Origin of the sequence: Variovorax xiamenensis, assembly GCF_050916385.1 — a bacterium.
GTDB lineage: Bacteria > Pseudomonadota > Gammaproteobacteria > Burkholderiales > Burkholderiaceae_C > Variovorax.
The window spans coordinates 3,469,231-3,487,105 of record NZ_CP139038.1 but is presented as its reverse complement, the minus strand read 5'-3'; the positions used below and the strand labels follow the sequence as shown (position 1 = coordinate 3,487,105).

Here is a 17,875-nt window from a genome sequence, read left to right as displayed (position 1 = left end):
TATTGAAGCCATGCAGCCCCCATATTTCCGAGTCATGGCCACCAAAAAACAAGATACCTCCTCCCGCATCGCCGACAACAAGAAGGCTGCGTACAACTATTTCTTCGAAGAGCGCTTCGAGGCCGGCATGGTCCTGGAAGGCTGGGAAGTCAAATCCCTGCGCGAAGGCAAGGTGCAGCTCACCGACGGCTACGTCGTGATCCGCAACGGCGAGCTCTTCGTGCTGGGCTGCCAGATCAACCCGCTCAAGAGCGCTTCCACCCACGTCAACCCCGATTCGATCCGCACCAAGAAGCTGCTGCTGAAGAAAGACGAGATCCGCCGCCTGATTGGCAAGGTCGAGCAAAAAGGCTACACGCTGGTGCCGCTCAACCTGCACTGGAAGGCCGGCAAGGTGAAGTGCGAAATCGCGCTCGCCAAGGGCAAGGCCGAGCACGACAAGCGCGACACCATCAAGGACCGCGAAGGCAAGCGCGAGGTCGAGCGCGCAATGAAGAGCCGCAACCGCTGAACTTTTTTTGCGGGGCGACGGAATAAAAGGCCGTCCACGGGCGTTTGTGCGGTTGTCACCGGAACACCGGTGTCGCCAAACACAAGGAGTTTTTCCATGTCGCCTTTTCGCACATCGTTTCGCACAGTTTCCGCCGTTCTCCTGAGCACCGTCCTCGCGCTCCCCGCCTTCGCCCAGCCCAAGCCCGCCGACGGCGCGCTCGTCGGCCCGAACGGCATGACGCTCTACACCTTCGACAAGGACACGGCCGGCAACGGCAAGTCGGTCTGCAACGGCAACTGCGCCACCAACTGGCCGCCCTTCATGGCCGCCGATGGCGACAAGCCCAGCGGCGACTTCACCATCGTCACCCGCGACGACGGCAAGAAGCAATGGGCCGCCAAGGGCTGGCCGCTGTACTACTGGGTCAAGGACGCCAAGCCCGGCGACAAGACCGGCGACGGCGTCAACGGAACCTGGAAGACCGCCAAGCCCTGAGCGGCCGGCAGCCCCCACATAGCCCACAGCCCATGGACGCCCGCCTGCTGGTCGAGCACATCCCGAGCCTGCGCCGCTATGCGCGGGCGCTCACGGGCAATGCCTGGGCGGCCGACGACCTGGTGCAGGACACGCTGGAGCGCGCCTGCGGCAAGTGGCGCCTGTGGGTAGTGGGCAGCGACCTGCGCGCCTGGCTCTTCACCGTCATGCACAACATCTTCGCGAGCCAGGTGCGCCGTACGCCGCCGCCCCATGCCGTGGTGCCGCTCGACGACGTTGCGCACGAGGTGCAGGGCCTGGCCGATCCCGGTCGCGACCAAGGCACGGGACTCGACCTGCAGCGCTGCCTGATGCAGTTGCCCGAGGAGCAGCGCGCCGTCCTGCTGCTGGTGACGCTCGAGGACCTGTCGTACGCCGAAGTGGCCAAGGTGCTCGATATTCCCGCCGGCACCGTGATGTCGCGCCTGTCGCGCGCCCGCGCCCGGCTGCAGGAGCTGATGGACGGCGCATCGGCCCCGGCACGCCCCGGCCTGCGCCGCCTCAAGTGAAGAAACCCGCCGCCGCACGATCATGAACCGCCCCGCCCCGCCCCCTACCGACGACGAGCTTCACGCCTGGGTCGACGGCCAACTGGCCCCCGATCGCCACGATGCAGTCGAGGACGCGATCGCGCGCGACCCGGCCGTAGCCGCCAAGGTCGCGGCCTGGCATGCACAGCGCGATGCCCTGCGCCGGCTGCACGGCGACTTGCTCGACGCCCCGATCCCCTCGCCGCTGATGGGCGCGCTCGATCGCCATCAGACCCGGCGAGCGCGGCAGCAAGGGGGCTCCTGGATGCGCTGGGGCGGATTGGCCGCAGGTCTGCTGGTCGCCTTTGCCGCCGGCTGGCTCGGGAATGCGCAATGGGCCCAGTGGTCCGCTCCGCGCGCCGGAGCGCAGCTGGCCCGGGCACCGGCGGTGCGCGAATTCGTGCACGACGCCTCGGTGGCGCACGCCGTCTATGCACCCGAGAAGAGGCACCCTGTCGAAGTGGCCGCATCCGAGCAGCAGCACCTGGTCCAGTGGCTCTCCAGGCGCCTGGACCGGCCCCTGAAGGTGCCCGATCTCTCCAGCCAGGGCTACACGCTGGTCGGCGGCCGCCTGCTGCCCGGCGAGACCGGCGCACGGGCCCAGTTCATGTTCGAGGACGCCGCCGGCGAGCGGGTGACCCTCTATGTCGGCACCCTCGACGCACGCACAGCCGGTGCCCAGCCGACGGCCCCTTCCGCCAACGAAACCGCCTTCCGCTTCGCCACCGAAGGCCCCGTGCCGAGCTTCTACTGGGTGGACCAGGGCTTCGGCTATGCCATCGCCGGCAAGCTTCCGCGCGACCTTTTGCTCAAACTCGCGACGCTCGCCTACCGCGATTTGTCTTAACGACCGCATAAACTGCCGGCTCGCGCACTCGTCCTGTCCGGCGCCCGGTCGCCGGCTTGTTTTCGCGATTTTTCAACCGAAGGAGAAACTGCATGAAATTGCTCAGCGCCTCGATCCTCGCGGCGGCCCTGCTTGCCGGCTGCGGCAGCATGTCCAACAAGACCGCAAGCGCACCCGACACGCCCACCCGCACCGCCGATGGCGTGCTGGTCGGGCCGAACGGAATGACGCTGTACACCTTCACCAAGGACACCGCCGGTGCCGGCACCTCCGCCTGCAACGGCCAATGCGCCACCAACTGGCCCCCGCTGGCCGTGGCCGAGACCGCCAAGCCCATCGGCGGCTACACCATCATCATTCGTGAAGACGGCAAGCGCCAGTGGGCCTACAAGGGCTGGCCGCTGTACTACTGGGCCAAGGACGCCAAGCCCGGCGACAAGACCGGCGACGGCTTCGCGAACGGCTCCTGGAAGATCGCCCGTCCCTGATCCCCTCCCGCGGATCCGATTCGAAAACGCCGGCCCTCGCCGGCGTTTTTTTCTTGCCGGTTTCCCCGGTGCGGGGCAGGCGCCACCCACGGCAGAATCCCCGCATGACTCCTGACGCCAATCCGGATGCGTTCCGGGCCCTGCTGAGCCAGGGCCTGATCAGCGATGCGCAGCACGACGCCGTGCTCGCCCACCCCGAGGCCGCCGCCCTTCCCCCGCTGCCGGGCCCGGCCCACGCGCTGGCATGGATGCGCGTGCGCGGCCTCATCACCGAGGAGGAGCAGCACGCCGCGGTCGACCGAATCGATGAAGATGCCCCGCACTGGGACGACGCCACGGACACCTCCATCGACGCCGACGACCTCTTCGAGCTGGGGGAACAGGGCATCACGCACGAAGCCATCGGATCGCTCTACAAGGACGCCCTGATCGACGCCGAGACGCGCGACATGGCGCTCGTGGAAACGCCCGTTGTCGGTACCGTACCCGCCGCGCCCGTCGCCGCGCTGGCATGGCTGGCCACCGAGGGCCCGCTCGAAAAGGAGCGCTTCGACGCCCTGCGCGCCCAGGTCGCGGCCGAGCCGGCCTTTGCCACGGCCATCGAACGCGCGCGCATCGTGGCCGGGGCGCAGGCGCTCATCGAGGCCGACGAGCAGGCCGTCAAGGCGTGGCAGGCACGCACGAAACGCAGCAGCCGCATCGGCGCGCTGAAGTTCGCGGTTGCCGTGGCAGTCATAGGCGGCGGGCTCGGCTGGTATGCCTTCGCCCCGGCCAGCGTGCCTGCCTGCGATGCCGCCTCCACGCGCAAGACGCTCGACAGCCTGATGCGCCGCGTGAGCATGGACGTGCGCATGCGCCACCTCGACCCCAACGGGGGCGCCGTGATCGAGACGCCCACCGTCGGCAGCTTGCGCGAGGTCGGCTACCTCAGGCCGGAACGCGTGCGCGGCTGCATGGCGGTCATGACGCAGGGCGACAGCAAGGAACCGATGGCCTACACCATCGGCCCGACGGAACCGAAGGGCGACGACATGGTGGTGCGCGGCGCGGACGTCGCCATCGTCGAGGCCCGCTTCGGCAACCTCGACGCCGACGGCAGGCCGCTCTACAACGCCGAGCCCATCGGTCGCGAGGCGATGGAAAAGGCCTTTCGCGAAGGCGCGGCGCCGCTCGGCTCAGCGCGGATGGCCTCGGCCGCACGCATGCGCCCGCGCACCGATTCCGGCCTGGTGCGCAAGGACCCGAACCGCTCGCGCGAGATCGCGGAGATCGAACCCACCGGCCCCTGCCGCAAGCTGGAAGATGGCACGGGCCACGCCTGCCCGCTGGTCGTCGAATACAACGACAGCCTCATGGGTGCTCTTTCGGGCGGCGACAGCTCGCTGCCGGTCCGGGGCGAATTCACCTTCGTGGAAAACGACAACGGTAGTTGGCGCGTGGGCGACGACTTCGCGCAGACCTTCATGCGCAAGGTGCTCGAAGCGCGCATGGCCGGCATCGGCGTGCCCAGCCCAAGCCTGCAGCAGTAGCGGAAAAAATCAGTGCGCGCCCGGCACCGCGGTGTCGGCGACCGTGGTGCGCCGTCCGCGTAACGCCAGGAGCTCGTTGAAGACAAGGGCGCCGATCACCAGCGTGCCACCGGCCAGTACGCTTGGCGCGGGTCGTTCGCCTGCGCCGATCCAGGCCAGCGCGATGCCGAAGATCACCTCCAGCAAGGCCAGCAGCGCGACTTCGGGCGCCTTCAGCACCTGGGCGCACAGCACCGAGAGCACGCACGGAATGGCGAGCTGGAAGACACCCAGGAAAGCCAGCAGCCCCAGATCGTGCGCGCCGGCCTGGAACGGCCAAGCAAAGGGCAGCGTGAAGAGCGCCGTGATCACCGCGCCGATGAGCACCGCCGGCACCAGGTCGATGCGGTGCCCCTTGGCCTGGGCGTGCTGGACCACGGTCCAGTTCGCGGCGCCGGCCAGCGGCACGCAAAGCGCGAGCAGCGTGCCGGCCATCGAACCCCCGCCCCCGTCCATCAACTGGGTGCCATACATCCAGCCGATGCCCGCTCCGGCGACCACGATGGCCAGCCAGGTGCGCGCGGGCAACCTGTGCCCGATGAAGAAGCGCGCCGCCAGCGCGGTGAACAGCGGCCCGAGCGACATGGTGACGAGCACGCTGGCCGTCGAGGCCAGCGTGAGCGCGACCATGAAGGCCGTGAACATCACGGCCCAGCAGACGCCCGAGATCCAGAGTTCACGCCCGCCGCGGCGCAGCTGGGAGAACACGGCGCGCCCGCGCCAAAGCGGCAAGATCACCAGCAGCGCCAGCGTCGTGAAGAGGCTGCGCCAGAAGGTGATCTCGAAGCTGTGCGCCTGCGCCAGGTGCCGCGTGACGACGCCCGCCGTGCCCCACATCAGGGTCACGACGACCATCAGCCAGACGGCGCCGCCGTGCGTCAGGCGCATGAGAGAGAAGAAGGAACGCTGCTGCCGTGTGTGCGAGCAGTCGGTCGATCAGCTCTGCATCAGGTCGCGGCTGGCGCGCTTGCGCTCGTGCTCCTTCAGGAAGCGCTTGCGCAGGCGCACGCTCTTGGGCGTGATCTCGACCAGCTCGTCGTCCTCGATGAATTCCACGCCGTATTCGAGCGTGAGTTCGATCGGAGGCGTGATCTTGATCGCGTCTTCCTTGCCCGACACGCGGAAGTTCGTGAGCTGCTTGGTACGCGTGGCGTTCACCACCAGGTCGTTGTCGCGGCTGTGGATGCCGACGATCATGCCCTCGTACACCGGATCGTTCGCCTTCACGAACATGCGGCCGCGGTCGTCCAGCTTGCCCAGGGCGTAGGTGAAGATTTCACCGTCGTCCATGGAGATCAGCACGCCGTTCTTGCGGCCGCCGATGTCGCCCTTGTGCGGCTCGTAGCTGTCGAAGATGTTGCTGATGAGGCCCGAGCCGCGCGTCAGGTTCAGGAATTCGTTCGTGAAGCCGATCAGGCCGCGCGCCGGAATGCGGTATTCGAGGCGCACGCGGCCACGACCGTCCGGTTCCATGTTGACGAGCTCGCCCTTGCGCTCGCCCAGAGCCTGCATCACGCCGCCCTGGTGGCCTTCCTCGATGTCGGCCGTCACGAGCTCGATGGGCTCGTGGCGCTCGCCATTGATTTCGCGGAACACCACGCGCGGCTTCGACACGGCCATTTCGTAGCCTTCGCGGCGCATGTTCTCCAGCAGGATGGTCAGGTGCAGTTCACCACGGCCCATCACTTCGAACACGCCTTCCTCGCTGGTCTCGTTCACGCGCAGCGCGACGTTGTGCTGCAGTTCCTTCTGCAGGCGGTCCCAGATCTGGCGGCTGGTGACGAACTTGCCTTCGCGGCCGGCCAGCGGGCTGGTGTTGACGCAGAAGTTCATCGTCAGCGTCGGCTCGTCGACCTTCAGCATCGGCAGCGGTGCCGGGTTGGCCGGGTCGGTGATGGTGACGCCGATGCCGACGTCGGCAATGCCGTTGATCAGCACGATCTCGCCCGGGCCGGCTTCCGTGGCCTGCACGCGGTCCAGGCCCTGGAAGGTCAGCACCTGGTTCACGCGGCCCTTGATGGTCTTGCCGTCCGGACCTTCCATGACCAGCACGTCCATCATGGGCTTGAGCGTGCCCTGGCTGATGCGGCCCACGCCGATGCGGCCGACGAAGGTCGAGAAGTCGAGCGCCGAAATCTGCAGCTGCAGCGGCGCGGCCGGGTCACCCTTCTGCGAGGGCACGTGCTTCAGGATGGTGTCGAACAGGGCCGACATGTCGGGGCCCCACTGCTCGCCCTGCGCGCCCTCTTCCATCGAGGACCAGCCGTTGATGCCCGAGGCGTACACCACCGGGAAGTCGAGCTGTTCGTCGGTCGCGCCGAGCTTGTCGAACAGGTCGAAGGCGGCGTTGACGACCTTGTCGGGGTTGGCGCCCGGCTTGTCGACCTTGTTCACCACGACGATGGGCTTCAGGCCCAGCGCCAGCGCCTTCTTGGTCACGAAGCGGGTCTGCGGCATCGGGCCTTCCTGGGCGTCGATGAGCAGCAGCACGCCGTCGACCATCGAGAGCGCGCGCTCCACCTCGCCGCCGAAGTCCGCGTGGCCGGGGGTGTCGACGATGTTGATGTGGGTGCCCTTCCAGCTCACGGCGCAGTTCTTGGCCAGGATGGTGATGCCGCGTTCCTTTTCGATGGCGTTGTTGTCCATCACGGTGTCGACCACCTTCTCGTGCTCGGCGAAGGTGCCCGACTGGCGCAGCAACTGGTCGACCATCGTGGTCTTGCCATGGTCAACGTGGGCAATGATGGCGATATTGCGGATTTGCTTGGTACTCATGGTGTCGCTTCGGTCTGTTGTGCGTTCAAAAGAATTTGCTGGATTTCGATGGGGTTCAGCAAGCGCCCCGGAATCAGTTCGCCGGCAGTCACATGGGCCGTGCCCAGGAACGCCTGCGGCTCGGTGCCGAACACGGCCACCTCGTCGGCATCGGCCCAGGCACCGCGGCGGCGCAGGCCCGAAAGAAAGCGTGCCGCATCTTCCGTGCCCAGCGTGACGCGGCTGTGGCCGCCCACGAGCGCCTCGGCCGGCAGCAGCCGCGCCAGGCGCGCTTCCTCGTCCATGGCCTCCAGAGCCTCGATCGTGACGCACTGCGCCTCGACGAAGCCGCCGGTGGCGATGCGACGCAGCGAGGTCAGGTGCGCGCCGCAGCCGAGCGCCTCGCCGATGTCCTCGCCGAGGGTGCGGATGTAGGTGCCCTTGCTCACGGAGGCAAGGATGCGGATGGTGTCTTCGCCGATCGCGCGGACTTCGAGCTTGTGGATCACCACGTCGCGCGGAGCCCGTTCGACCTCCACGCCTTCCCGCGCGTACTCGTACAGGGCCTTGCCGTCCTTCTTGAGCGCGCTGTGCATCGGAGGGATCTGGCGGATCGGGCCGGTGAACTGCGCCTCGACGCGCGCCAGGTCTTCAGGCGTGACTTGCACAGGTCGCTCGGAAATCACCTCGCCCTCGGCATCGCCGGTGGCCGTCTTCACGCCCAGGCGGGCCGTGGCCTCGTAGGTCTTGTCGGCATCCAGGTGGAGCTGGCTGAACTTGGTGGCGGCGCCGAAGCAAAGCGGCAGGACGCCGGTGGCCAGCGGATCGAGCGTGCCGGTGTGGCCCGCCTTTTCGGCGCGCAGCAACCACTTGGCCTTCTGCAAGGCCTGGTTGCTGGAGAACCCCAGCGGCTTGTCGAGCAACAACACCCCATGCACAGGGCGCCGCTGCACCCTTGTGCGTGGCGCGTTCATGGCTAGTCGTCTTTCGAGCGCGAAGCGACGGCTTGTGCGATGAGCGCGTTCATGTCGGCCGCACGCTCGGTGGTGCGGTCGAACACGAAGTGCAACGTGGGCACGGTGTGGATGTGCAGGCGCTTGAACAGGCCGTTGCGCAGGAAACCCGCGGCCTGGTTCAGCGCCTCGGTCGTCTCGGCCACGTCGCCCGTCAGCAGGCTGAAGAAGACCTTCGCATGCGCATAGTCGGGCGTGACCTCGACGGCCTGGAGCGTGACCATGCCCACGCGCGGGTCCTTCAACTCGCGCGCGATCAACTCCGTCAGATCACGCTGGATCTGGTCGGCGACCTTGAAGGCGCGGTTGGGCGTGGCTGCTTTCTTCTTGGGCATGGACAGCGGTGCTCCGTACGCTTCTTACAGCGTACGCGCGATCTCCTTGATTTCGAAGAACTCGAGCTGGTCGCCCTCTTTGATGTCGTTGAAGTTCTTGAGCTTGATACCGCACTCGAAACCTTCGCGGACTTCGCGCACATCGTCCTTCAGACGCTTGAGCGAGTCGATCTCGCCGGTGTAGATCACCACGTTGTCGCGCAGCAGGCGGAAATGCGCGCTGCGGTTGACCGAACCCGAGGTGATGTACGAACCCGCGACCGTACCGATCTTCGAGGCCACGAACACCGTGCGGATCTCGGCCGAGCCGATGATTTCCTCGCGGCGCTCCGGCGCCAGCATGCCCGACATCGCGACCTTGATCTCGTCCACGGCGTCGTAAATGATGCTGTAGTAGTTCAGCTGCACGCCGTTGTTCTCGGCCAGCTTGCGCGCACCGGCATCGGCACGCACGTTGAAGCCGATCACGACCGCCTTCGAGGCGATGGCGAGGTTGACGTCGCTTTCGCTGATGCCGCCCACGCCGGCGTAGACCACCTGCACCTTGACCTCGTCCGTCGCCAGCTTGAGCAGCGACTGGGCCAGCGCTTCCTGCGAGCCCTGCACGTCGGCCTTGATGATGATGCGCAGCGTCTGAACTTCGCCCGCCGACAGGTCGGTGAACATGTTCTGCAGGTTCGCGGCCTGGGCCTTCGCCAGCTTGGTGTTGCGGAACTTGCCGGCACGGTAGGTGGCGATTTCGCGCGCACGGCGCTCGTCGCCCATCACCATGAACTCGTCGCCGGCCTGCGGCACTTCGGTCAGGCCCTGGATCTCGACCGGAATCGACGGACCCGCGGACTTGGTCGCGCGGCCGTCTTCGTCCAGCATGGCGCGAACGCGGCCATAGGTCGAGCCGGCCAGCACCACGTCGCCGGTCTTGAGCGTGCCGGACTGCACCAGCACGGTCGCGACCGGGCCGCGGCCCTTGTCGAGCTGGGCTTCGATGACCAGGCCCTTGGCGGCGGCATCCACTGGCGCCTTGAGTTCCAGCACTTCGGCCTGCAGCAGCACCTGCTCGAGCAGGTCGTCGATGCCCTGGCCGGTCTTGGCTGACACGCCGACGAACGGAACGTCGCCGCCGTACTCTTCGGGCACGACCTCTTCCGCCACCAGTTCCTGCTTCACGCGGTCCAGGTTGGCATCGGGCTTGTCGATCTTGTTGATCGCAACCACGATCGGCACACCAGCCGCCTTCGCGTGCTTGATTGCTTCCTTGGTCTGGGGCATGACGCCGTCGTCGGCCGCCACCACCAGGATCACGATGTCGGTAGCCTGCGCACCGCGGGCACGCATGGCCGTGAAGGCCTCGTGACCCGGGGTATCGAGGAACGACACCATGCCGCGCTCGGTTTCCACATGGTAGGCACCGATGTGCTGCGTGATGCCGCCGGCTTCGCCCGCGGCGACCTTGGCGCGGCGGATGTAGTCCAGCAGCGAGGTCTTGCCGTGGTCGACGTGACCCATGACGGTCACGACCGGAGCGCGCGGCAGCGCCTCGGCGATCTGCGCCGACACGTCCTCGTCGGTGAAGGCTTCGGGATCGTCCAGCGCGGCAACCACCGCGTTGTGGCCCATTTCCTCCACCAGGATCATCGCGGTGTCCTGGTCGAGCGACTGGTTGATGGTCGCCATCTGGCCCAGCTTCATCAGCTGCTTGATGACTTCCTGCGCCTTGACGGCCATCTTGTGGGCCAGTTCGGCCACCGTGATGGTTTCGGGCACATGCACTTCGAGAACGCGTGCCTCGACCGGTGCGGCCGGCACGTGCTGCTCTTCATGGCCTCCACGGTCGTTGCCACGGCGGCCGCGCGGACCACCGCGCCAGTTGCCCCGGCCGACGCCACCGCTGGCGTCGCCGCGGGTCTTGATTTCCTTCTTCTTGGCAGGATCGCCAGCCCAGCTCGACGAGAGCTTCGCGGACTTGACTTCCTTGCCGGCGCCGGGCGCAGCGGGTGCTGCTGCGGCACCAGGAGCCGCAGGTGCGCCCGCGCGTGCCGCCGGAGCGGTAGGCTTGTGCAGCGTGCCCTTGACGCCGGCCTTCTCGGCTTGCGGCTTCTCGGGCGCCTTGTGCGGCACCAGCACGCGGGCCGGTGCGTTCATCATGGCGCGGATGGCCTCGGCTTCCGCCAGGGCCTTGCGGCGGCGTTCGTCCAGATCGCGGGCGCGCGCGGCTTCCTCGTCGGCGCGGGCCTTCGATTCGGCTGCGGCCTTGGCCTTCGCGTCTTCCTTGGCCTGGGCAGCGGCGGCTTGTGCGGCGAGCTTGCTGCTGTCGGCTTCCGCCTTCTCTTTTTCCTTCTGCTCGGCAGCTGCCGCGGCCACGGCGGGCGCGGGAGCAGCAGCCGGCTTTGCGGCGGCGGCAGCGGCTGCCGCGGCGGCAGCCTTCTTCTCCGCTGCCTCGGCGGCGGCGCGCGCGGCTTCCTGCTCGGCCTTTTCAGCCTTCTCGGCCTGCTCGCGCTCGCGGGCTTCAGCTTCCTCGCGCTGGCGGCGCTTTTCGGCCAGCTCTTCTTCCTGGCGACGGATCAGCTCGGCCTGGCGGCGCGCTTCTTCCTCGCGGCGGGCCAGTTCGGCCTCGTCGATCCGGGGTGCAGCCGGAGCCGCGGCGGGCGCCTCGACAGCGGCTTGCGCCGGCTCGGAGGCCGCGGCCAGGTGGCCGTCATCGCGCTGGATGAAGGTGCGCTTCTTGCGCACCTCGACCTGGATGGTGCGGGCGCGACCGGTGGAGTCGGCCTGCTTGATCTCGCTGGTCGACTTCTTGGTCAGCGTGATCTTCTTGCGCTCGGGCTCGACAGTGCCGTGGCTGGCCTTCAGGTGGCCGAGCAGGCGCTGCTTGTCTGCCTCGGTGAGTGCATCGGTGACGGCCGCCTTGGGCACGCCTGCGCTCTTGAGCTGGTCAAGCAAGGTTTCGGGAGTCTTCTTGAGCTCGTTCGCGAACTCGGCGACAGTGGTACTGGACATATTGGTTTCGTGCCTCCATGACCATCACTCTTGGCCGGCGAACCAGTGTTCGCGGGCCTTCAAGATGAGGGCTTTGGCGTCATCGGCGCTCTGGCCGGTGATCTCGGTGAGTTCATCGACCGCGAGGTCGGCAAGGTCGTCACGGGTATTCACGCCCGCTTCGTGCAGCTTGGGAATCAGCTCGGGGTCCAGGCCCTCGAGGTCGCGCAGGTCCTGCGACACCGCGGACTGCGTCTCGACGCCTTCTTCCTTGGCGATTTCCATGGTCAGCAGCGCATCCTTGGCACGGGCGCGCAGCTCGTTGATGGTGTCTTCGTCGAAGGCCTCGATCTCCAGCATTTCGGAGATCGGCACATAGGCCACTTCCTCGAGGCTGTTGAAGCCTTCCGAAATGAGGATATCGGCGATTTCCTCGTCGACGTCGAGCTTCTCCATGAACAGCTTGCGGCTGGCGTCGGTTTCGCTCGCCTGCTTCTGGGCCGACTCGTTGGCGTCCATGATGTTGATCTTCCAGCCGGTGAGGTCGGAAGCCAGGCGCACGTTCTGGCCGCCGCGGCCGATGGCGATGGCGAGGTTTTCCTCGTCGACCACCACGTCCATGGCGTGCTTTTCCTCGTCGACCACGATCGACGACACGTTGGCCGGAGCCAGCGCACCGATCACGAACTGGGCGGGGTCTTCGCTCCATAGGACGATGTCCACGCGCTCGCCGGCGAGCTCGTTCGTCACGGCGTTGACGCGCGTGCCGCGCACGCCGACGCAGGTGCCGATCGGGTCGACACGTTTGTCGTGCGAGAGCACTGCGATCTTGGCGCGCGAACCGGGGTCGCGGGCGCAGCTCTTGATTTCGAGCAGGCCCTGCTCGATCTCGGGCACTTCCTGGCGGAACAGCTCGATCATGAACTCGGGAGCCGAGCGCGACAGGATGATCGGCGCGCCGCGCAGCGTCAGGTCGACTTCCATGATCATGGCGCGCACGCGGTCGCCGTTGCGCAGGTTTTCCTTGGCGATCATCTCGCTGCGGCGCAGGCGGCCTTCGACGCGACCGGCCTCGACGATGATGTCGCCCTTGTCCAGGCGCTTGACGGTGCCCACGAAGATCTTGTCGCCGCGCGACATGAAGTCGTTGAGCAGCATCTCGCGTTCTGCGTCGCGGATCTTCTGCAGGATGACCTGCTTCGCGGCCATGGCGCCGATGCGGCCGATGGGCACGGAGTCGACAGCTTCCTCGATGTACTCGCCGACCTCGATGTCGGGCATTTCTTCCTTGGCTTCGAAGAGCAGGATTTCCTGGTCGGGCAGCTGCAGGCCGGCCTCGTCAGGCACGACGTGCCAGCGGCGGAAGGTTTCGTAATCGCCGCTGTCGCGATCGACCGAGACGCGGATGTCCACATCGCCCTGATGGAGCTTCTTGGTGGCCTGCGCCAGCGCGGACTCGACCGCGCCGAAGACCACGTCGCGCTCGACGTTCTTCTCGCGCGAGATCGCATCCACCAACATCAACATTTCGCGATTCATGCCACCACTCCTCTGGTCAGTCCGGAACCTGCGTTCCGTCGTCAATATCCGAAAAACCCGGCTGGGTTTTGGCCTTGCGGCCCTTGAAATCCACAATTGGCGCGAGCCGCGCCTCGCGCAGCTCGTCCAGCACGAAGCCGAGCGCCTGCAGCGTGGCTGGCGCGCGCTTCTTGCTCACTTTTTGACCCGGCTTGGGCTCCGGCGCATCACTCCAGACGATCTGCCAGCCCGGGGCGCCGGCGCCCTCTACCTGTGCGGCCCGCTCCAGCGTGCCGCGAAATTTCTTGCGGTTGGCCGCCACCTGGCCAGCCGCCGCGGCGCCCATTGGCGCCTTGAGCGTGATGTCGATCACCTCGCCCGCGAAACGTTCGAAATCCTGCTCATTGCGCAGCGGGCGGTCAATACCCGGCGAGGACACCTCGAGCCGCTTGTAATCGACGCCGTCGACCTCGAGCGCGAATTGCAGCTGGCGCGTCACCTTTTCGCAGTCCTCGACCGTGACGAAAGGTTCCGGCAGGCCAGCGGCCGCAGCTTCGGAGGTGGGGGCTTCCCAGGGCAAATCAATCGTCACGCGCAGCAGTCCCCCGGCCGAACGCTCGATCTCGACCAGGTCGTAGCCGAGGCCGGCCACGGTTTGTTCCACTATTTGCTGCAATGCCACGTGTTCGAAAGCGCCTTTTAAATGCCCGGCCCTGCCATCCGCCCGCCACGGATGCCAGATAGCCATGAATGAATGCCTGGAATGGATGGACCAAAAAAAACGGGCGGTTGGTACCCGCCCGTTTGGTCGTGAGCCTCGAATTATATGCTATTTGTGCAATTAATGAAGGGCCTTTGGGTGCCGGAACGCGCTATTGCGGCGCCGGCACGGCCGCGCGGCGCGATTTGAACCAGACGAACGCAAAAAGCACTGCCCCGAGCGCCAATGCCGCTGCCGCAACCAGCAGCGGCAATTGGAAAGACCCGGTCCGCTGGGCCAACGGAGCAGCAAACAGCGGCCCGACGATCTGCCCCACCCCGTAGGAAGCCGTCGCATAGCCAATCAGCCCCGCTGCAGCATTGCCCCTGAGCCGACGCGCATCCCGCATCGCGAAAAGAGTGATGGCGGTGAATGGCATGCCCAGCAGCAGGCTGCCGAGAGCGAATCCGGCAATGCTCGGCCACGCCACCGACAGCACGACGCCCAGCGCCTGCAAAGCGTAGGCGACCGCCAGCAGCAGCCGGTTGTCCCAATGCGTCGGAGCGCGGGCTCCGATCAACGCACCGGGAATGATGGCCACCCCGAACAGCGGCCAGAAGAAATCCGGCCAGGACGACCCCGGAAGCGCCTGCCGGGCGATCACCGGCAGGAACGTGGCGGTGATGATGTAGCCGAATCCCGCCAGCCCGTAGAGCGCGACAAGCCAGATCGCATCGCTGCGGTCGTCCGGTCCAGCGACGCGCGCCGCGGCAGCAGGCGCCGGAGCCGCGGTACCGCCGGCCTTCGCCAGTTCGCCATCGTCGAACACCTTCCATATCACCGCGATCAGCACCAGCGCGAGAACGCCCAGGCCGATCCAGCCAGCCTCCGAGCCCCACCGCCCCAAAGCGCCGCCCAGCAGCCCCGTCATGGCGATACCGATTCCCGGCCCGGTGTAGATCACCCCGGCCAGCGCCGGCGCGTTCGTCTCTGCCAGCCGGCGCAGCCCCCAGCCCGAGGCGAAGACGAAGACCCAGGCGCTCATCACGCCCGCCGCCGTGCGCAGCACGCCCCAGCTCGTGAAGCTGTGCAGCAGCCCCATGCCGACCAGCAGCGCCGCCGTGGCCAGCAGCCCGCCCCGCACCATGCTCGACGCCTTGATTCCGATCGCCGCGCAACTCACCGCCCCGAGGAAGTAGCCCAGGTAGTTGAGCGAAGCCAGCAATCCGCCCGCCGCCAACTCCAGCTTTCCCTCATGCAGCATGATGGGCAGCATCGGCGTGAAGGCAAAGCGCCCCAGGCCCATCGCCACCGCGAGGGTGACCATGCAGGCCAGCGCCGCGCGCCAGGCGCCGCGCCGGTCGCGTCCGATTTCCGACATCTTTCTTGCAGTCTCCGTCTTATTCCAGCAGCGCCGCAGCCACCAGCTTCTTCGTATAGGGGTGCTCGGGCGCATCGAGCACACGCTCGACCGGCCCGGTCTCGAGGATGGCCCCGTCCTTCATCACGATGACGTTGTGCGCCATCGCGCGGATCACCTCCACGTCGTGCGTGATCAGCAGGTAGCCCAGGCCTCGCTCGCGCTGCAGCCGCTGCAGCAGTCCCAGCACCTGCTTCTGGATCGTGACGTCGAGCGCGCTGGTGGGCTCGTCGAGCACCAGCAGCTGCGGATCGACGATCAGCGCCCGGGCGATCGCCAGCCGCTGCCGCTGCCCGCCCGAGAACTCGTGCGGATAGCGCTCGAGCAGCGACGGAAACTGCGTCTCCGTCAACCCCACGTCGGCCAGAGCGGCCAGCGCGCGCGTCCGCCGTGCCTCCACGCCGAGCTCCGGCGCATGCACGCGCAGCCCCTCGCCCACGATCTGCTCCACCGTCATGCGCGGCGAGAGCGACGAGAACGGGTCCTGGAACACCACCTGCATCACCCGACGCAGGCCCAGATCGGAGGCGCGATCGACCGCCCAGCCCTTGCCCGCCACCTTCAGCGCACCCTGGTGCTTCAGCAGCCCGAGCGCCGCCAACGCGAGCGTCGACTTGCCCGAGCCCGACTCGCCGACCACGCCCAATGTCTCGCCGGGCGCGATGCGGAAATCGGCCCCCTGCACCGCCACGAACTCGCCCTTGCCGAACCAGCCTGCAAAGCCCGGCTTGGGCACCGGATAGCTCACGCGCAAGGCCTTGGCCTCTATCAACGGCGCCGCGCCGGAACCCGCCGCCACCGCCGCGACATCGCGCTCCGGATGGCTGTCGATCAGCTTGCGCGTGTAGGGATGCTGCGGCGCCTCGAACACCGACGCCACCGCGCCGTGCTCGACGATGTGGCCGCTTTCCATGACCACCACGCGGTCGGCGAAGCGCCGGACCAGGTTCAGGTCGTGCGTGATGAGCAGCACCGCCATGCCGTGCTTGTGCTGCAGGTCGGCCAGCAGGTCGAGGATCTGCGCGCGCACGGTCACGTCGAGCGCGGTGGTCGGCTCATCGGCCAGCAGCAGGCGCGGCTTGCAGGCGAGCGCCATGGCGATCATCGCCCGCTGGCGCTGCCCGCCCGAGAGCTGGTGCGGAAACGCCCTCGCCCGCCGTGCCGGCTCTGGAATGCCGGTGTCGGCCAGCAGCTGAACGGCAGCCGCCTGCGCAGAGCGCTTCGACAGCCCCTCGTGCAGTTCGAGCACCTCGGCGATCTGGTCACCGACGGTGTAGAGCGCGTTCAGCGCAGTCATCGGCTCCTGGAAGATCATCGCGATCTCCTTGCCCCGGATGCCGCGCAGCTCGCGCTCGGGAATCGACAGCAGGTCGCGCGGCCCCTGCTGCTTCTGCCCGCTCTGGCCGTTGCCGAAAAGCCGGGCCGCACCGGAAAGATCGGCGTTCTGCACCAGCCGCAGCAGCGACAGCGCGGTGACGGTCTTGCCCGAGCCCGATTCGCCGACGAGCGCGAGCTTTTCGCCGGCGGCCATCTGGAAGTCGATGCCGTGCACGACCTCCTTGCCGCCGAAAGCGACGCGCAGGTTCTTCACGTCGAGCAAGGATTGACTGGGTACGGTGCTCATCACTTGTCGGCCTTCCGCGGATCGAGCGCGTCGCGCAGGGCGTCGCCCATGAAGGTCAGCAGCATGAGCGTGACGACCAGCACGCCGAAAGTGGAGATCGAGATCCACCAGGCGTCGATGTTGGCCTTGCCCTGGCCGAGCAACTCGCCGAGCGATGGCGTACCCGGCGGCACGCCCAGCCCCAGGAAATCGAGCGAAGTCAGCGCCAGGATGGCCGCGCTCATCCGGAACGGCAGGAAGGTGACGACAGGCACCATGCTGTTGGGCAGGATGTGGCGCCACATGATCTGCAGATTGCCTACGCCCAGGGCGCGGGCTGCGCGCACGTAGTCCATCTGTCGGTTGCGCAGGAACTCGGCGCGCACGTAGTCGGCCAGGCCCATCCAGCCGAACAGGCTCAGCAGGATGAGCAGCAGCGCAACACTGGGCGCAAAGATGGCACTGAAGATGATCAGCAGGTAGAGCTCCGGCATCGACCCCCATATTTCGATGAAGCGCTGGAATGCGAGGTCGATCCTGCCCGCGAAATAGCCCTGCACTGCCCCCGCAGCAACGCCCAGCACCGTACCGATGGCAGTGAGCGCCAAGCCGAAAAGTACGCTTACGCGAAACCCGTAGATCAGCTGGGCCAGCAGATCGCGGCCCCGATCGTCCGTGCCCAGCAGGTTGTCCCAACTCGGCGCGGCGGGGCTGGGCGATTTCGCGAAGTAGTTCAGCGTCTTGGGGCCGTACGGATTGAGCGCGTAGATCGCCCAGTTGTCGCCCTGGGTGATGCGATCCTTGATGAACGGGTCGAGGTAGTCGGCCGGCGTTTCGAAGTCGCCCCCGAAGGTCTTCTCGGAATAGTCGCGCAGCACCGGGAAATAGGTGCGGCCCTCATAACGCAGGACCAGCGGCTTGTCGGTCGATAGAACTTCCGCAAAGAGGCTCAGAACCACCATCGTGGCGAAGATCACCAGACTCCAGAAGCCGAGCCGATTGCGCTTGAAGCGCAGCCAGGCGCGCTGTCCCGGCGAGGTATGGGTAGGCTTGGCTGCAATCTCAGCCCTGGGCGCCTCGCCAGCGCCAACAATGG

At 67.0% G+C, this 17,875-nt stretch carries 16 protein-coding genes; 6 read left to right on the top strand and 10 right to left on the bottom strand.

The window, feature by feature from the left end; genetic code table 11:
- Positions 1–34: 34 nt before the first annotated feature.
- The 6 genes from smpB to SFB74_RS15890 all read left to right on the top strand — a co-directional run bounded on the left by smpB (position 35) and on the right by SFB74_RS15890 (position 4,421).
- Positions 35–511, top strand: coding sequence for an SsrA-binding protein SmpB (gene smpB / locus SFB74_RS15915; RefSeq protein WP_125950853.1), 477 nt, complete (start codon positions 35–37; stop codon positions 509–511).
- 96 nt (positions 512–607) lie between these two features.
- Positions 608–988 carry a COG4315 family predicted lipoprotein gene (locus SFB74_RS15910; RefSeq protein ID WP_432731742.1) on the top strand — a complete coding sequence of 127 codons (381 nt, stop codon included), beginning with the start codon at positions 608–610 and terminating at the stop codon, positions 986–988.
- A 32-nt stretch (positions 989–1,020) separates the two neighbouring features.
- Entirely contained in the window at positions 1,021–1,536 is a 516-nt protein-coding gene (locus tag SFB74_RS15905) for an RNA polymerase sigma factor (protein ID WP_432731740.1), read from the top strand.
- Positions 1,537–1,558: 22 nt separating this feature from the next.
- Positions 1,559–2,404: an anti-sigma factor family protein gene (locus tag SFB74_RS15900; protein WP_432731739.1), complete on the top strand. Its 846-nt coding sequence runs from the start codon at positions 1,559–1,561 to the stop codon at positions 2,402–2,404.
- Between the two features lie 92 nt (positions 2,405–2,496).
- The gene (locus SFB74_RS15895) at positions 2,497–2,892 is read left to right on the top strand and encodes a COG4315 family predicted lipoprotein (protein WP_432731738.1); all 396 of its coding nucleotides are present in this window, start codon (positions 2,497–2,499) and stop codon (positions 2,890–2,892) included.
- Between the two features lie 104 nt (positions 2,893–2,996).
- On the top strand, positions 2,997–4,421 hold the full coding sequence (locus SFB74_RS15890) for a hypothetical protein (RefSeq protein ID WP_432731737.1): 1,425 nt from the start codon (positions 2,997–2,999) through the stop codon (positions 4,419–4,421).
- A 9-nt stretch (positions 4,422–4,430) separates the two neighbouring features.
- Here the strand turns inward: SFB74_RS15890 and SFB74_RS15885 are convergent, their stop codons facing one another.
- The 10 genes from SFB74_RS15885 to SFB74_RS15840 form a co-directional block, all read right to left on the bottom strand.
- The gene (locus SFB74_RS15885) at positions 4,431–5,348 is read right to left on the bottom strand and encodes a DMT family transporter (protein ID WP_432731736.1); all 918 of its coding nucleotides are present in this window, start codon (positions 5,346–5,348) and stop codon (positions 4,431–4,433) included.
- A 48-nt stretch (positions 5,349–5,396) separates the two neighbouring features.
- A complete protein-coding gene (gene typA / locus SFB74_RS15880) occupies positions 5,397–7,235 on the bottom strand; it encodes a translational GTPase TypA (RefSeq protein WP_432731735.1) in 1,839 nt (612 codons plus the stop codon).
- Positions 7,232–8,188: a tRNA pseudouridine(55) synthase TruB gene (truB, locus tag SFB74_RS15875; protein WP_432731734.1), complete on the bottom strand. Its 957-nt coding sequence runs from the start codon at positions 8,186–8,188 to the stop codon at positions 7,232–7,234. Before truB ends, typA begins: the two co-directional genes overlap by 4 nt.
- A gap of 2 nt (positions 8,189–8,190) precedes the next feature.
- Positions 8,191–8,562, bottom strand: a complete 372-nt coding sequence (gene rbfA, locus SFB74_RS15870; protein WP_395315990.1) for a 30S ribosome-binding factor RbfA — start codon at positions 8,560–8,562, stop codon at positions 8,191–8,193.
- A 24-nt stretch (positions 8,563–8,586) separates the two neighbouring features.
- On the bottom strand, positions 8,587–11,559 hold the full coding sequence (gene infB, locus SFB74_RS15865; protein ID WP_432731733.1) for a translation initiation factor IF-2: 2,973 nt from the start codon (positions 11,557–11,559) through the stop codon (positions 8,587–8,589).
- A 24-nt stretch (positions 11,560–11,583) separates the two neighbouring features.
- Complete coding sequence (nusA, locus tag SFB74_RS15860) at positions 11,584–13,077, bottom strand: transcription termination factor NusA (protein ID WP_126181716.1); 1,494 nt, start codon at positions 13,075–13,077, stop codon at positions 11,584–11,586.
- Positions 13,078–13,093: 16 nt separating this feature from the next.
- A complete protein-coding gene (gene rimP / locus SFB74_RS15855; RefSeq protein WP_432731942.1) occupies positions 13,094–13,738 on the bottom strand; it encodes a ribosome maturation factor RimP in 645 nt (214 codons plus the stop codon).
- 190 nt (positions 13,739–13,928) lie between these two features.
- Positions 13,929–15,137, bottom strand: a complete 1,209-nt coding sequence (locus SFB74_RS15850) for a YbfB/YjiJ family MFS transporter (protein ID WP_432731732.1) — start codon at positions 15,135–15,137, stop codon at positions 13,929–13,931.
- A gap of 19 nt (positions 15,138–15,156) precedes the next feature.
- On the bottom strand, positions 15,157–16,800 hold the full coding sequence (locus SFB74_RS15845) for an ABC transporter ATP-binding protein (RefSeq protein ID WP_432731731.1): 1,644 nt from the start codon (positions 16,798–16,800) through the stop codon (positions 15,157–15,159).
- Positions 16,800–17,873, bottom strand: coding sequence for an ABC transporter permease (locus SFB74_RS15840; RefSeq protein ID WP_432731941.1), 1,074 nt, complete (start codon positions 17,871–17,873; stop codon positions 16,800–16,802). Before SFB74_RS15840 ends, SFB74_RS15845 begins: the two co-directional genes overlap by 1 nt.
- Positions 17,874–17,875 lie beyond the last annotated feature (2 nt).

What these genes read in the sequence shown, in the direction of transcription:
- smpB (WP_125950853.1), top strand. Translation starts at nt 35, where the DNA reads ATGGCCACCAAAAAACAAGATACCTCCTCCCGCATCGCCGACAACAAG.
- SFB74_RS15910 (WP_432731742.1), top strand. Translation starts at nt 608, where the DNA reads ATGTCGCCTTTTCGCACATCGTTTCGCACAGTTTCCGCCGTTCTCCTG.
- SFB74_RS15905 (WP_432731740.1), top strand. Translation starts at nt 1,021, where the DNA reads ATGGACGCCCGCCTGCTGGTCGAGCACATCCCGAGCCTGCGCCGCTAT.
- SFB74_RS15900 (WP_432731739.1), top strand. Translation starts at nt 1,559, where the DNA reads ATGAACCGCCCCGCCCCGCCCCCTACCGACGACGAGCTTCACGCCTGG.
- SFB74_RS15895 (WP_432731738.1), top strand. Translation starts at nt 2,497, where the DNA reads ATGAAATTGCTCAGCGCCTCGATCCTCGCGGCGGCCCTGCTTGCCGGC.
- SFB74_RS15890 (WP_432731737.1), top strand. Translation starts at nt 2,997, where the DNA reads ATGACTCCTGACGCCAATCCGGATGCGTTCCGGGCCCTGCTGAGCCAG.
- SFB74_RS15885 (WP_432731736.1), bottom strand. Translation starts at nt 5,348, where the DNA reads ATGCGCCTGACGCACGGCGGCGCCGTCTGGCTGATGGTCGTCGTGACC.
- typA (WP_432731735.1), bottom strand. Translation starts at nt 7,235, where the DNA reads ATGAGTACCAAGCAAATCCGCAATATCGCCATCATTGCCCACGTTGAC.
- truB (WP_432731734.1), bottom strand. Translation starts at nt 8,188, where the DNA reads ATGAACGCGCCACGCACAAGGGTGCAGCGGCGCCCTGTGCATGGGGTG.
- rbfA (WP_395315990.1), bottom strand. Translation starts at nt 8,562, where the DNA reads ATGCCCAAGAAGAAAGCAGCCACGCCCAACCGCGCCTTCAAGGTCGCC.
- infB (WP_432731733.1), bottom strand. Translation starts at nt 11,559, where the DNA reads ATGTCCAGTACCACTGTCGCCGAGTTCGCGAACGAGCTCAAGAAGACT.
- nusA (WP_126181716.1), bottom strand. Translation starts at nt 13,077, where the DNA reads ATGAATCGCGAAATGTTGATGTTGGTGGATGCGATCTCGCGCGAGAAG.
- SFB74_RS15850 (WP_432731732.1), bottom strand. Translation starts at nt 15,137, where the DNA reads ATGTCGGAAATCGGACGCGACCGGCGCGGCGCCTGGCGCGCGGCGCTG.
- SFB74_RS15845 (WP_432731731.1), bottom strand. Translation starts at nt 16,800, where the DNA reads ATGAGCACCGTACCCAGTCAATCCTTGCTCGACGTGAAGAACCTGCGC.